The organism is Collinsella sp. LCP19S3_F2 (assembly GCF_052121015.1).
In the GTDB taxonomy this organism is placed as follows: domain Bacteria; phylum Actinomycetota; class Coriobacteriia; order Coriobacteriales; family Coriobacteriaceae; genus Collinsella.
The window spans coordinates 266,174-279,883 of sequence record NZ_JBQKFA010000002.1; the positions used below are offsets into that span (position 1 = coordinate 266,174).

The 13,710-nt window shown below is 61.3% G+C and carries 11 protein-coding genes; 10 read left to right on the forward strand and 1 reads right to left on the reverse strand.

The features are described from left to right. Nucleotides 1-29: 29 nt before the first annotated feature. The 4 genes from mfd (at nt 30) to ACTQX9_RS02820 (ending at nt 6,322) form a co-directional block, all read left to right on the forward strand. Complete coding sequence (gene mfd / locus ACTQX9_RS02805) at nt 30-3,662, forward strand: transcription-repair coupling factor (protein WP_441540428.1); 3,633 nt, start codon at nt 30-32, stop codon at nt 3,660-3,662. Nucleotides 3,663-3,718: 56 nt separating this feature from the next. Then, nucleotides 3,719-4,582, forward strand: coding sequence for a phosphatase PAP2 family protein (locus tag ACTQX9_RS02810; RefSeq protein WP_441540429.1), 864 nt, complete (start codon nt 3,719-3,721; stop codon nt 4,580-4,582). 45 nt (nt 4,583-4,627) lie between these two features. After that, nucleotides 4,628-5,653: a threonine aldolase family protein gene (locus tag ACTQX9_RS02815; protein ID WP_118271027.1), complete on the forward strand. Its 1,026-nt coding sequence runs from the start codon at nt 4,628-4,630 to the stop codon at nt 5,651-5,653. A 78-nt stretch (nt 5,654-5,731) separates the two neighbouring features. Beyond that, complete coding sequence (locus ACTQX9_RS02820; protein ID WP_441540430.1) at nt 5,732-6,322, forward strand: GNAT family N-acetyltransferase; 591 nt, start codon at nt 5,732-5,734, stop codon at nt 6,320-6,322. A 21-nt stretch (nt 6,323-6,343) separates the two neighbouring features. On the opposite strand, the gene ACTQX9_RS02825 is transcribed toward ACTQX9_RS02820, so the two are convergent. Then, nucleotides 6,344-7,066 carry a GntR family transcriptional regulator gene (locus ACTQX9_RS02825; RefSeq protein ID WP_427747834.1) on the reverse strand — a complete coding sequence of 241 codons (723 nt, stop codon included), beginning with the start codon at nt 7,064-7,066 and terminating at the stop codon, nt 6,344-6,346. A gap of 206 nt (nt 7,067-7,272) precedes the next feature. Here ACTQX9_RS02825 and ACTQX9_RS02830 point away from each other — a divergent pair, with 206 nt between their 5' ends. The 6 genes from ACTQX9_RS02830 to ACTQX9_RS02855 all read left to right on the forward strand — a co-directional run bounded on the left by ACTQX9_RS02830 (nt 7,273) and on the right by ACTQX9_RS02855 (nt 13,598). Further along, nucleotides 7,273-8,265, forward strand: a complete 993-nt coding sequence (locus ACTQX9_RS02830; protein WP_117648180.1) for an SIS domain-containing protein — start codon at nt 7,273-7,275, stop codon at nt 8,263-8,265. Between the two features lie 283 nt (nt 8,266-8,548). Next, on the forward strand, nt 8,549-9,631 hold the full coding sequence (locus ACTQX9_RS02835; protein WP_441540431.1) for a DMT family transporter: 1,083 nt from the start codon (nt 8,549-8,551) through the stop codon (nt 9,629-9,631). 183 nt (nt 9,632-9,814) lie between these two features. Beyond that, entirely contained in the window at nt 9,815-10,738 is a 924-nt protein-coding gene (locus ACTQX9_RS02840) for a PTS mannose/fructose/sorbose transporter subunit IIAB (protein ID WP_441540432.1), read from the forward strand. A gap of 36 nt (nt 10,739-10,774) precedes the next feature. Beyond that, complete coding sequence (locus tag ACTQX9_RS02845) at nt 10,775-11,569, forward strand: PTS mannose/fructose/sorbose/N-acetylgalactosamine transporter subunit IIC (protein WP_154518546.1); 795 nt, start codon at nt 10,775-10,777, stop codon at nt 11,567-11,569. Nucleotides 11,570-11,582: 13 nt separating this feature from the next. Beyond that, nucleotides 11,583-12,416, forward strand: coding sequence for a PTS system mannose/fructose/sorbose family transporter subunit IID (locus tag ACTQX9_RS02850; RefSeq protein ID WP_441540433.1), 834 nt, complete (start codon nt 11,583-11,585; stop codon nt 12,414-12,416). Nucleotides 12,417-12,614: 198 nt separating this feature from the next. Further along, nucleotides 12,615-13,598 carry an SIS domain-containing protein gene (locus ACTQX9_RS02855; protein WP_441540434.1) on the forward strand — a complete coding sequence of 328 codons (984 nt, stop codon included), beginning with the start codon at nt 12,615-12,617 and terminating at the stop codon, nt 13,596-13,598. The last annotated feature ends 112 nt before the right edge of the window (nt 13,599-13,710 follow it).

Genomic DNA, 13,710 nt, shown 5'->3' on the forward strand with positions numbered 1-13,710 from the left:
TTTTGGCGTTGCGATGCCGGAGGAACAGCATGCTCATTCACCGTATAGCCGCGCAGCTCTACACTGCCGAGGCCTTGCAGACCGTCGAGGCCGGGCTCGACGCCGGCGAGGATGTGACGCTGGCCGTGTCGCAGTCGGGCCGCACGCTTATGGCGGCTGCTCAGTTTGCGCGCCGCCCGCGCCCTACGGTCTACATTGTGAGCGGCGAGGACGCGGCCGATCGCGCCGCGCGCAGCCTGGCCGCCTACGTGGGCCTGGCGCACGTGTGCCGCTTTCCCGAGCGCAAGGACTATCCGTGGCGCGAGCAGGCGCCCGACGATGCCGTGGTGGCACAGCGCTGCGAGGCTCTGGGGCGTATCGTGCGCGGGGACAACTGCATCATGGTTGCCTCGGCCCGTGCATTGCTGCGTTGCGTGCCGCCAGTCGAGAGCCGCTACTGGGAGTCCACGACCTTTGCGGTGGGCGAGGAGATTCCTTTTGACGAAGTGCCGCAGCGCCTGGTGGGCATGGGCTACACCAATGCCGGCGCCGCCGACGCACCCGGCCTGTTCCGCGTGCACGGCGACACCGTCGAGGTATTCCCCGCACAAGAGAAAGCGCCCGTGCGCATTGAGTTCTTTGGCGACGAAATTGATCGCATTCGCCGTATGGTGAGCTCTACGGGCCAAACCATCGGCAACGAGGACAGCATCGAGATCTTCCCGTGCCGCGAGCTGGCGCTTACCGACGAAGCCGTTCACAACATGCACGTGGCGCTCTATCGCGCAAGCCAGAGCGACAGCAAGCTGGCGGCGCTGCTCGAGATGGTTGATGCGCGCATCGTCACACCCGAGCTCGACCGCTTTTTGCCGGTGATGTACGGCCAGACCGTGAGCCCGTTGGCGCACGTGAGCGGCAAGGCGCTTGTGGTTCTATCCGAGCCGCGTTCGCTGTTCGACGACTGCCTGCGTGCCTACGAGGATATCGAGACGCGCGCCGGCGAGGCGGGGATTGACCGCTTGGACGGCCTGTACGTGCGCGCCCAGCAGCTCGACTTTGGTGCTCAGCAGCGCCTGAACTACGTGAGCCTGATCCGCGCCGGCGGTGCGGTTACGGCAGAGCTCAAGATTGAGCAGCCGGCTATCGCGGGCTCGGACAGCCGCTTTATGACGCGCGTTCAGGAAGTCGTGGGCAAGCGCTATGCCTGCGTGTTTGCCATTCCCGACCGCGGAGCGCGCGAGTCGATGGAGCTCACCTTTGGCGACGAGGGCATTACCTTTGAGGAGTCGCTGACGGCCGCCCCCGAAAACGCCGGTGTTATTGGCGAGCGCGTACGCGTGGCAGCGGCAGATTCTGCCGACCGTGCTGCCCGCCAGGAGGCCCATGCCTCGATCCGCGAGCGCAAGGCCGACGCGCTTAACGCCCGCTCGCTCGAGGCGGGCGCCGCCCAGGCTGCCGCCGGTGCTGCCGTACCCACCATCTCGCGCGGACGCGTGACCTTTGTGGATGCTGCCCTGCCGCAGGGCGTGGTGGTGCCCGATGCCAACCTAGCCGTGTTCTCGATCGCCGATCTCAATGCCCGCATGGACGGCAACCGCGCGCGCAGCCGTCGCAAGGTGGACATTACGCAGATCACGTTTCCGTTTAAGCCGGGCGACTACGTGGTGCACGCTACCCACGGCATCGCGCTCTTTAGCGAGATCGCGCGCCAGGAAGTGGGCGGCAAGGAGCGCGACTACTTTTTGCTGGAATATGCCGACGGCGACAAGCTCTACGTGCCGCTCGAGCAGGTCGACCGCATCACGCGCTATGTTGGTCCCGACGGCGACAAGCCGCGCCTGACTAGGCTCAACACCGCCGACTGGACGCGTGCCACCAACAAGGCGCGCAAGAACGCCAAAAAGCTGGCGTTTGACCTGGTCGATCTGTATACGCGCCGCTCGTCGATTACCGGTATCGCCTGCCCGCCCGATACGCCCGAGCAGATCGAGATGGAGGAGAGTTTTCCTTACGACGAGACGCGCGACCAGCTGGAGGCTATCGCCGATATTAAGGCCGACATGGAGGCGCCCAAGCCCATGGACCGCCTGCTGTGCGGCGACGTGGGCTTTGGCAAGACCGAGGTCGCCCTGCGCGCGGCGTTTAAGTGCGTGGACTCCGGCCGTCAGGTCATGGTGCTCTGCCCCACGACCATTCTGGCCCAACAGCACTACGAGACCTTCTTTGAGCGCTTTGCCCCGTTTGGCCTCGAGGTCGAGGTGCTCAGCCGCTTTCGCACGCCGGCGCAGCAGAAGCGCGCGCTCAAGGCGTTTGCCGAGGGCACGATCGACGTGCTCATCGGCACGCACCGCCTGCTTTCGGCCGATGTGAACCCCAAGAACCTGGGTTTGGTGATCATCGACGAGGAGCAGCGCTTTGGCGTGCAGCACAAGGAGCAGCTCAAAAACCTGCGCGAGCAGATTGACGTGCTCACGCTTTCGGCCACGCCTATTCCGCGAACCATGCAGATGGCCACGAGCGGCGTGCGCGACATGAGCCTGATCACCACGCCACCGACCGGGCGCCGTCCCGTGATCGTGCACGTGGGGGAGTACGACCCCGACGTGGTGAGCGCGGCGATTCGCCTGGAGGTGGGCCGCGGCGGCCAGGTGTACTACGTCTCCAACCGCGTCAAGACCATCGACGACGCCGTGGCACGCGTGCACGAGGCCGCGCCCGAGGCGCGCGTGGGCGTGGCGCACGGCAAGATGAGCCCGCGCGAGGTCGAGGACGTCATGATCGAGTTCGCGACCAAAAAGATCGACGTGCTCATCGCCACGACCATCGTGGAGAGCGGCATAGACAACGCGACCGCCAACACGCTCATCATCGAGGATTCGCAGCGCTTGGGCCTGGCACAGCTCTACCAGCTCAAGGGCCGCGTGGGCCGTTCTGCCACGCAAGCCTACGCGTACTTTATGTTCCCGGGCGAGCTGCCGCTCACCGAGGAGGCTACGGCACGCCTGACCGCACTCTCCGAGTTCCAGGACCTGGGCAGCGGCATGCGTATCGCCATGCGCGACCTGGAGATTCGCGGCGCCGGCTCGCTCATGGGCGCCGAGCAGCACGGCAACCTGTCGAGCGTGGGCTTTGACCTGTTTACGCAGATGCTGGGCCAGGCCGTGGCCGAGGCGCGCGGCGACGACGATGCCGGTGTGGAGGCGGCGAGCGTGGGTATTAACCTGCCGGCCGACTACTTCTTGTCCGAGGAGTACCTGCCGGCGGTGGATCAGCGCGTGCTCGTATACCGTAAGCTTGCGGCGGCCGAGGACCTGGAGAGCATCGACGAGGTGCAGGAAGAGACCGAGGCCGCGCATGGCGAGCTGCCGTTGGCGGGACTCAACCTGTTCAATCGCGCGCGAATCCGCATTCGCGGCGAGCGCCTGGGGCTCGAGAGCGTTACGCTCAGCGGCGGTCGCATCACGTTTTTGGGCGTCGACGTTCCCAAGAAGGTGGCCTATGAGCTTAAGACCCGCTATGGCGCGGTAAACTTCCCCAAGAGCCGCAAACTGTCGGTGCCCTACAAGGCGGGCGCCGGCGCGGGCAGCGGCCTGGGTCGCGGTCTCGACGCCAACGACGGCACCGGCCCCGTGGCCGCGGCACTCATGCTGCTGCAGCAGCTGGGCACGTCCGATGATGACTAACGGGTCGACGCCGTAAACGCCCCATTTGGGCAATCTGGTTCCATCGAAAGGAAAGCATGTTCGGGTACATCTATAAGAAAGATGCCGCTGCTATCGCGGTTATCCTTGCCCTCTGCCTGGGCGTGGGCAGCTTCTTCGATTATCAGATCTCGAGCGCGCTGTTCAACATCGGCAGTATGTACGGCCGCTTTATCGAGGCGACCGGCGAGCTGCCGTTTGAGCTGACGGCGAGCGTCGCGGGCGTTATGCTCGTGCGCGCGGTGCGTCCCGACTCCAGGGGGAGCAAATGGCTCGCCGTGCTCGGCATCCTCGTCAATGTTGGCCTGACCGGCTACGAGATCGTTTCGTCCCTGAGGGTTGGCGGCAAACTCATCGCGGCTCAGTTGGTGCTGACGTTTGTGCTGGCCATCGTCGCCAACCTTATCGTCTATCGCCTCACGCGCACGACCGAGCCCGACGAGCTCACACGCTGGGCGCTCATGGTGCTTGCCGTGTGGGTCGCTCAGGCCATCATCCTCAACGTGATCGTCAAGCCGCTGTGGTCGCGCCCGCGCATGCGCGTGGTCGAGGTGACGCCGGGGCTCGAGTTTCAGCCGTGGTGGGTGATCGGCAACCCCGACAAGCGGGCCTATATTGCCGCCGGTGTAGTCAAGGACGGCTTTAAGTCGTTTGCGAGCGGACACGCGGCGCACGCGGCGATCGGCCTTATGCTCGCCGGGCTTCCCGCAGCGGCCTTTAAGGAAAAGCCGTCGCGCCGTCGTGTGGTCTTTTGGACGGCGGCTGTGGTTGTGGCGTTCGTCGCGTTTGGCCGCATCGTGATCGGAGCGCACTTTTTGAGTGATGTGAGCTGCGGCTTTGCCCTGGTGCTGGCGCTTGAGTGCCTTGCCGCGCGCATTGCCTATCCCAGCGGCGTACAATAGCTCCGTTTGAATCATCTGGCCGATACCCGGTAAGAGAGGATTGCCATGCTCGCGTTTAACAACGATTATTCCCACGGCGCACACCCGGCGGTGCTGCAGGCGCTCGTCGACACCAATATGGAGCCGCAGCCCGGATACGGTACCGATGCACATACCGAGCGTGCCAAGCAGCTTATCCGCGAGGCCTGTCAGGCCCCCGATGCCGACGTGTTTTTTCTGGTGGGCGGCACGCAGGCCAACGCGACGGTGATCGACATGCTGCTCGCGCCGTACGAGGGCGTCGTTGCAGCCGAGACTGGCCACGTCGCCTGCCACGAGGCGGGCGCCATCGAGTTTGGCGGCCACAAGGTGCTCACCATCCCCGGCTACGAGGGCAAGATGCACGCCGAGGACCTTGAGAACTATATCCAGGTGTTCTACGAAAACGAGAGCTACGAGCATACGGTGTTCCCGGGTGCCGTGTACGTGAGTCTATCGACCGAGTACGGCACGCTGTACTCCAAGGCCGAGCTCGCGGCGATTCACGCAGTGTGCCAGAAGCGCGAGATTCCGCTGTTTGTGGACGGTGCTCGCCTGGCCTATGCGCTGGCGGCCGATGAGTGCGACATTACCCTGCCCGAGCTGGCGCAGCTGTGCGATGTGTTCTACATCGGCGGTACCAAGTGCGGCGCGCTCTGCGGCGAGGCTGTGGTGTTCTGCGGTATGCACGCCCCGGCGCATCCCATTCCGCGTATTAAGCAGCATGGCGCGCTGCTTGCCAAAGGCCGCCTGACGGGTGTGCAGTTTGAGGCGCTCTTTACCGACGGCCTGTATTTTGAGATTGGTCGCCAGGCGATCGAGACCGCTCAGGCGCTTCGTCGCGTGCTGCACGAGCGCGGCTACCAGTTCTTTTTGGAGACGCCGACCAACCAGCAGTTTGTGATTCTGCCCAACGAGGACATGGCCCGCATTCGCGAGCATGCCTCGATTGAGTACTGGGAAAAGTACGACGAGACCCACACGGTGGTGCGCTTTTGCACCAGCTGGGCCACGACGCAGGAGGACATCGACGCGTTGGCGGCTGTCCTGTAGCCTGATGTAGTGACAAGGGGCTGCCCTGCGCCTGAGCTTGGCGCAGGGCAGCCTTTGTTTTTGAGGGGGAAGGGTTGTATGACCGAAATGTCCGAGCCGACGATTCGCCTGGCGACGCCCGACGATGCGCCGGCGTTGCTTGCCATCTATGAGCCGTATGTGCGCCAGACGGCGATTACCTGCGAATACGAGGTGCCGAGCGTTGAGGAGTTCGCCGGGCGTATCGAGTGTACGCTCAAGCGCTACCCGTATTTGGTGATGGAGCTGGACGGGCGTCCGGTAGGCTATGCCTATGTGAGCCCGCTCAACAGCCGCGAGGCATACGACTGGTCGGTCGAGACGTCGATCTACCTGGCGCGCGATGTGCGCCACGGCGGGCTGGGCCGCAAGCTGCACGATGCGCTCAAGCAATGCCTGATTGCGATGGGCATCACCAACATGTGCGCCCTCATCGCCGTGCCGCACGACAAGGACGACGAGTATCTGACGCACAACAGTCAGGATTTCCATGCCCATATGGGATATCGCCTGGTGGGCACCTTCGACCGCTGCGCCCAAAAGTTCGGTCGCTGGTACGACATGTGTTGGATGGAGTTGGTCCTAGCCGAGCGCACACCCAACCAACCCAAACCAACCTGGTTCCCCGACCTCCCCAAACCTACCATTTAGGGACAGGTTTATTTTGGCAGGTTAGCCGATGGGCTCGGTGTATTTGGCGCGGTCGGTGCGTTGGATGCGCTTGGAGACATGGAGCGGTCGGCCGTCGGTGTCGTAGACGTAGTCGGTAATCAGGATCAGCGCCTGTCCGCGCTCAACGTTGAGCAAAAACGCCTCGTTTTGCGAGGCGTAGCACACCTCAAAGGTCTTATGCCCCTGTGCCGGTGCGCGATGGAACTCCTGTCGCAGCGTGGCGTAGAGCGAACCGTTGATATCGCGATCGATGAGTGTCTCGAAGCTTGGCGGCAGGTAGGTGGTCTCCAGGCACAGCGGCGCGTCGTCCAGGTAGCGCAGGCGGACAAGTTTGACGAGCTTGCTGCCCACGGCGGCGTCAAAGAACTTGGCTATGCTGCCGGCCGCCTTGGCAAAGCCCGAGTCCACGGTGCGTGTGGTGGGCTTCATGCCCTGGCCTTCGACCTGCTTGGTATAGCTCGAAAACACCAGGTTGTTCTCGTGGAGCGCGGGCGTGTCGGCCACAAAGGCGCCACGCCCGCGCTCGGTGCGCACCAGGCCCTCATCAACGAGCACCTTAAGGGCGTGGCGTACGGTGCTGCGTGACAGCCCCGATTCGTCCATGAGTTCCATCTCGGACGGCAGCTTGTCTCCGCGCGCATACGTGCCGGCAGCGATGCGATCGCGCAGCGTGCCCGCCAAGCGCTCGTATTGGGTCAGTTTCTTTTTAGATGTGACGCCCATATTGCCAACCTATATCTAACCTGTATGCTTACCTAAGCAAGCATGTATTTAATAAAACAATAAAACTGCTGGTAGCGAGCTACTGAAAACCACAGCAGCAAAATTTCTAAGACAAATATAGCATACAACTAGTCGACATAACCAAAACATGTATGTAACTTGTATGCCTGTGATGAGCATCAAACGAGAAGAAAGGCTGATGCACGATGACCACTCAGGAACAGGTTAAGGATGTCGTCTCCCAGGTTTTGGCCGACAAGGCAGACAAGGGCGGCATCAAGCGCGTCGTGTGGATTGGCGCCGGCGGATCCAACGGCGGTAACTATCCTGCCCAGTACTTTATGGAGCACGAGGCCACGCAGGTCGTGAGCTCCAGCTACACCAGCAACGAGTTCGTGCACGCCACGCCCGCCTATGTCAACGAGAACACCTTGGCCGTCGTCGTGTCCATGCGCGGCACCAAGGAGACTATCGTCGCCGCCCAGGTGGCCAAGGACCACGGCGCCAGCACCATCGCCATCTATGTTGACGAGTCCGCCCTCACCGAGGTCTGCGACTACAAGATCCAGTACGACAGCTTGGCCGTCGACGAGTCCTGCATGGGCCGCACCAACTCCGCCGTTGTGACCATGATCGCCATGGAGCTCACGCAGCAGACCGAGGGCTATGCCGAGTACGAGACCGCCATGGCCGCCTTCGACTTGGTCGACCCCATCTATCGCAAGGCCGTCGAGTACACCCGTCCGCTCGCTGCCAAGTGGGCCGAGCAGAACGCCGACAAGCCCTGCATCAACGTGATGGCTCAAGGTCCGCTTTTTGGTGCCGCCTACGTCTTTAGCATCTGCAACGTGCAGGAGATGCTACAGATCGACTCCTGCACCATCAACACCTGCGACTTCTTCCATGGCCCCTTCGAGATCCTGGACAAGCGCACTTCGCTGTTCCAGCTCATCAGCGTCGGCCGCAGCCGCTGCAACGACGAGCGCGGCATCCGCTTCGTCAACCAGTACGGTGGCGAGCGCGTCTATCAGCTCGACGCCAAGGAGCTCGGCCTCAACGACATCAAGGACAGCGTGAGCGAATACTTCAACCACCTGATCTTCGCGCCGATCCTCAACAACGTCTACATGCGCGCGCTCTCTGCCGTCACCCACAAGGACTATATGACGCGCCGCTACATGTGGAAGCTCGACTACTAGGGGATAGAGCGGCCTAACAGCTCGATGTCCTCATAAGTTGCGGTGGAATAGTTCCTGTTTGGGGGCTTGAAGCCTCTATTTAGGAACTATTTCACCGCAACAGCCAAATGATCCGCTGGGGACGGAGGAAAACGGATCACTGACGCAGACCAGCCCCTCAGTGATCCGTTTTCCTCCGTCCCCAGCGGATCATTTTCCGTTCGGCGATTTGTGGCTTGAAAATTGTATATAACGACTATAACGTAGTATGAAACATATTGGAAACAATACCGAGGAGGCTGCGTTGAAGAAAAGCAATCTGGGCTATGTGCTGGTGCTGATCGCCGCGCTTATGTGGGGCAGCATCGGAATCTTTGTAAACGGTATCTCGGCCATGGGCGTTTCGTCCCAGAGCATGGCTGCCTTTCGCTTGTTGGTCGGAGCGCTTATCTTGGCGCCGGTCCTGATGTTTATGGGCTGCCGCTCGGGTGAGGGATCTACCGTGGCTCAGGGTCCGCTGGCCCTGTTCAAGGCAAGCCCTAAAGAGCTTGTTCCCTGCGCGCTTGTCGGTATCGTCGGTTTGGCCGCCGCCAACACCTGCTATTACGAGTGCATGGGCGAGGTGGGCATGTCCACGGCCTCGGTGCTGCTCTACACCTCGCCGGTGTTTGGCGTCATGCTCGGCCGCGTGCTTTATCGCGAGGACGTGACCCCTAACAAGCTCGTTGCCATTGTCTTTAACATCGTTGGCTGTGTGCTTGCAGTGACCAATGGCGACCTTTCCGGTTTTCATTTTTCGGTTTGGGGCGTCACGTCGGGTGTGATTGCAGGCCTTTGCGGTGCGTCGCTCGCGGTGTTTAGCCGAATAGCAACCAAGACGGTCCACCCGCTGGCTGTCACGTTTTGGGGCTTTGTTTTTGGCGGTGCGGTTATGGCAGCTATCGCGGCTCCGTGGCCGGATGTCGCCGCGGCAATGTCGCCACAGCTGCTGCTGTTGTTCCTTGGCTTTGGACTCATCCCCACAGCCGTGGCTTACATCTTATATATGCAGGGTCTGTCCATGGGGCTCGAGACGTCGAAAGTTCCCGTCGTAATGTCATTCGAGACAGTTGTCACCGTACTGCTGGGCATTGGTGTCTACGCCGAGCCCGCCGGCGCGATCAAGGTCCTGGGCATCGTGCTGGTGCTCGCGTCCATCCTGATCATGAACACCGACTTCTCCAGGCTGCGCAACAGTGTGTTTGTCGGCCATGTCATTGAGAGCATGACCTTTAAGCCCAACGCGTGGTGGACGGAGAAATCGCAGGACATGGATCTGTTTAAGGAACGCACCGGCATCGCGCTGGAGCCCACCGTACAGGAAAGTCCCTGGTACTTCGTGCGATAGGGAATTGCGTGCGGCATCCGACCTGGGGCTGTCCAGCCAGTGCCCGCCTACCCAGCCCCAACGTTTCGAGTACGTTAAACCCGTAAACGGTCGATTTTTAACCGCGAACGGTCTTTATACTAATTATCAATATAAGTAGCGTATAAGACGTTATAATGACCATAACGAGAAGGAGGAGGCAAGATGAATCAGATCATTCTCGCATCTCATGGCGGCCTGGCCGCAGGCGCCAAAGACACGCTCGAGATGGTTCTCGGCGACGTGTCGAACGTCCACGTCGTGTCGCTTGCTCGTGACGACAAGGAGCCCATCACCAATAAGGTGGACGCCATGATCGCCACGTTCAACGCGGACGACACCGTCTATGTGCTGACCGACATGCTCGGCAGCTCGGTCAACAACAGCATGGTCGAGCTTTCCAAGAACGGCACGAAGTTCACGGTTGTCAGCGGTTTCAACATCCCGCTGGCGCTCACGCTCGCTATGAGCCCCGCCCCCGTCAAGGGCACCGAGCTTGCGGCCCTCATCAACGAGGCCCGCACTGGTCTGACCAACCCCAACGCACCGGTCGAGACCGTCGCGGCTCCCGCCAAGAAGGCCAAGGCGTCCCGTCACAGCTCCGGTCCCGCCAAGATCGTCCTCGCACGTCTTGACTACCGTCTGCTGCACGGCCAGGTCGTCTTTACCTGGACCACCAAGGTTCAGGCCGAGCGCATCATCGTCGTCGACAACGCTGCCGCCAACGATGACATCAAGAAGGGCGCTCTTAAGCTGGCCAAGCCCCAGGGCGTGCGCCTGAACGTCTTCACCGTCGAGCGTGCCCTCGCCAAGATGGACAAGCTCAACACCCTCGGCGAGCGCGTCATGTTCGTCTTTGGCAACACTGCCGAGATGCTGCAGTTCTGCCAGGGCTACAAGCTCGACGCCATCAACCTGGGCGCTACCGCCAACCACGACGGTGCCGATCAGGTCGGCGGCAAGGACAGCTCCGTCTTCTTCGACGCCACGCAGAAGGCCGACATCAACCAGCTGCTCGACATGGGCATCAAGCTCTATGTCCAGCAGACCCCCACGTATCAGAGCGTCGACATCGACGCCAAGCTGTAGTCAACCAGGCTTTTGCCTGACTGAAAGGAGAAGGGTATGAATACGTTCATCAGTGCGGTGCTCGTCGGCCTCGTCGGCGTGTTCTGCATGTGGGACTCCCGCCTGCTCGGTCGTCTTAACTTCGAGCAGCCCCTCGTTGGCGCTACGCTCGTCGGTCTGCTGCTGGGCGATGTGCCCACCGGCCTTGCCGTCGGTGCCGCCGTCGAGCTCGTGTCCATGGGCCTGGTGCAGGTCGGTGCTGCCGTTCCGCCCGATATGGTCCTGGGCGGCATCGTGGCCGCTGCCTTTGCGTGCCTGACCGATGCTTCCGCCGAGACCGCCATGACGATCGCCATCCCGGTCGCCGTCCTGGGTCAGCTCCTCGGCATCGTGTTCCGTTCCATCATCGCCGCCCTCACCCATGTGGCAGATAGCGCGATCGATAACGGAAAGTTTAAGACCGCCTACCGTATGCACATCTGCGTCGGCACTGGTCTGTACGCCGTCATGTACTTCCTGCCGATCTTCCTCGCCGTCTTTGTTGGCACCGACCTGGTTCAGGCCATCGTCAACATGGTCCCCGAGTGGCTGTCCACTGGTCTTAACGTTTCGACCAAGATCATGACCGCCTACGGCTTGGCCCTGCTGCTCACCATGATGATCAAGAAGGGTATGACTCCGTTCCTGTTCATCGGCTTCCTGCTCGCCGCTTACCTCAACCTGTCCGTCATCGCGGTCGCTCTGATCGGTGTGTGCCTGGCTGTCGTCTTCATGGGCTTCAAGTTCAACGGTTCCCATGCAGCCGCCGGTGTCGATTCCGACTACGATCCGCTCGAAGACGATGAAGACTAAGGAGGAACACACTATGGCAACCGCAACCAAGGACGTGTCCCTGAACAAGAAGGTCAGCCAGTTCTTCTGGCGCTCCTGGGCCATCCAGGCCTCTTGGAACTACGAGCGTCAGATGAACATGGGCTTCCTCTATGGCATGGTTCCCACGCTCGATCGCCTCTATCCGGATGAGTCCGACCCCAAGCAGCTTGCTGCTAAGAAAGAGGCTTACCGCCGTCACATGGCGTTCTACAACTGCACTCCGCAGACGAGCGCTTTCGTCCTGGGCCTCGCCGCCTCCATGGAGGAGGAGTACGCCAAGGATCCCGAGAACTTCGATCCCGATTCGATCAACGCGGTCAAGACCTCCCTCATGGGCCCGCTTTCCGGTATTGGTGACTCCTTATTCCAGGGCACCATCCGCGTTATCGCCTTTGGTCTGGGCGTTCAGCTGGCTCAGCAGGGCTCCATCATGGGCCCGATCCTGGCCATGCTCATCTCCATCGTGCCCTCCGTGCTGATCACTTGGTTCGCAGCCAAGATGGGCTATCAGGGCGGCCACGAGTACCTGAGCAAGCTTCAGGGCGGCGACCTCATGGAGAAGCTCATGTATGTCTGCGGCATCGTGGGTCTTATGTCCGTGGGCGGCATGATCGCTACGCTGATCGGCGCCACCACCCCGCTGCAGTTCGCTGACGGCACCGTCGTGATCCAGGACATCCTGGACGGCATGATGCCCCAGATGATTTCCCTTGGCCTCACCGGCCTTATGTACTGGCTCATCAAGAAGAACGTCAACACCGGTTGGCTTCTTGTGATCGCCATCGTGGGCGGCATCGCCCTCTCCGCGGCCGGCATCCTGGCCTAGTCGCGCCCAAGCGTCTAACCGCTTTCCCCGGGGAGCCTGCCTGGCATCCCATACCCCAGGCAGGCTCCCATCCCTAAATGTGTCAAAGGGACAGTCCCTATGTCACATCTTCAATGGGCCGGCGAATCGGTCCAAATCACGGTAATCCTGCGCACGTCCGGCAAAGTGGCGCCGCAAAAATCGAAAGGAATGTGTCAGATGTACGAGATCGACCTTAACCTCCCTAAGCAGATCGTCGCTGACGTCCTGTCCAACCACGAGATCCACAGCGTCGCCTTCGTTGGCTGCGGCGCTTCCATGTCCGACCTTTACCCCGCCAAGTACTTCCTGGCCAACAACACGGACAAGCTGAACGTTCAGATCTTCACCGCAAACGAGTTCAACTACGACACGCCTTCCTGGGTCAACGAGCACACCTTCGTGATCACCTGCTCCCTTGGTGGCTCCACGCCCGAGACCGTCGAGGCCAACAAGACCGCCAAGAAGCACAACTGCCCGGTCGTCTCCCTCACCAACAAGGCCGGCTCCGCTCTGACCGTTGACGCCGACCACGTCATCATCCACGGCTTCCACGCCAACTACGCTGCCAAGTGCGAGAAGCCCGGCTATGCCATCGCTCTTGCTCTCGAGATCCTTCAGCAGACCGAGGGCTATGACCACTACGAGGACATGATCACCGGCCTCACCAACGTCTTCGACCTCTGCGAGAACGCCGCTCAGTCCTGCAAGGGTCTTGCCAAGCAGTTCGCTCAGGACTTCAAGGACGACAAGATGATCTACTTCATGGCTTCCGGTGCCTCCGAGAAGATGGCTTATTCTCACGCCGCCTTCCTGTTCACCGAGATGCAGTGGATCGACGCCGCTGCCTACAACACCGGTGAGTACTTCCACGGCCCGTTCGAGGTTTCCACCGAGGGTAAGCCCTACGTCTTCTTCATGTCCGATGGCGCTACCCGTCCGATGGACGCCCGCGCCCTCACCTTCCTTAAGCGCATGGGCGCCAAGGTCGCTCTGATCGACTCCAAGGACTACGGCCTGGCTGACGCCGTGCCCGCGAGTGTCGTCACCTACTTCAACCCGCTGCTGCACCTCGCCGTTATGCGTGAGTACGGCAACCAGATCGCCGAGGCCCGTCAGCACCCGCTGACCATGCGTCGCTACATGTGGAAGCTTTCCTACTAATCACAAGTAAGTAGACCTTACGGGTTGATTGAGAGGGGATGGGGTTTTCGCCCCGTCCCCTTTTTTGCTTTGGGGGGCGTGTTTGTCGCGCCGCAAACCCCAGATAAAACCT

What these genes read in the sequence shown, in the direction of transcription:
- mfd (WP_441540428.1), top strand. Translation starts at nt 30, where the DNA reads ATGCTCATTCACCGTATAGCCGCGCAGCTCTACACTGCCGAGGCCTTG.
- ACTQX9_RS02810 (WP_441540429.1), top strand. Translation starts at nt 3,719, where the DNA reads ATGTTCGGGTACATCTATAAGAAAGATGCCGCTGCTATCGCGGTTATC.
- ACTQX9_RS02815 (WP_118271027.1), top strand. Translation starts at nt 4,628, where the DNA reads ATGCTCGCGTTTAACAACGATTATTCCCACGGCGCACACCCGGCGGTG.
- ACTQX9_RS02820 (WP_441540430.1), top strand. Translation starts at nt 5,732, where the DNA reads ATGACCGAAATGTCCGAGCCGACGATTCGCCTGGCGACGCCCGACGAT.
- ACTQX9_RS02825 (WP_427747834.1), bottom strand. Translation starts at nt 7,066, where the DNA reads ATGGGCGTCACATCTAAAAAGAAACTGACCCAATACGAGCGCTTGGCG.
- ACTQX9_RS02830 (WP_117648180.1), top strand. Translation starts at nt 7,273, where the DNA reads ATGACCACTCAGGAACAGGTTAAGGATGTCGTCTCCCAGGTTTTGGCC.
- ACTQX9_RS02840 (WP_441540432.1), top strand. Translation starts at nt 9,815, where the DNA reads ATGAATCAGATCATTCTCGCATCTCATGGCGGCCTGGCCGCAGGCGCC.
- ACTQX9_RS02845 (WP_154518546.1), top strand. Translation starts at nt 10,775, where the DNA reads ATGAATACGTTCATCAGTGCGGTGCTCGTCGGCCTCGTCGGCGTGTTC.
- ACTQX9_RS02850 (WP_441540433.1), top strand. Translation starts at nt 11,583, where the DNA reads ATGGCAACCGCAACCAAGGACGTGTCCCTGAACAAGAAGGTCAGCCAG.
- ACTQX9_RS02855 (WP_441540434.1), top strand. Translation starts at nt 12,615, where the DNA reads ATGTACGAGATCGACCTTAACCTCCCTAAGCAGATCGTCGCTGACGTC.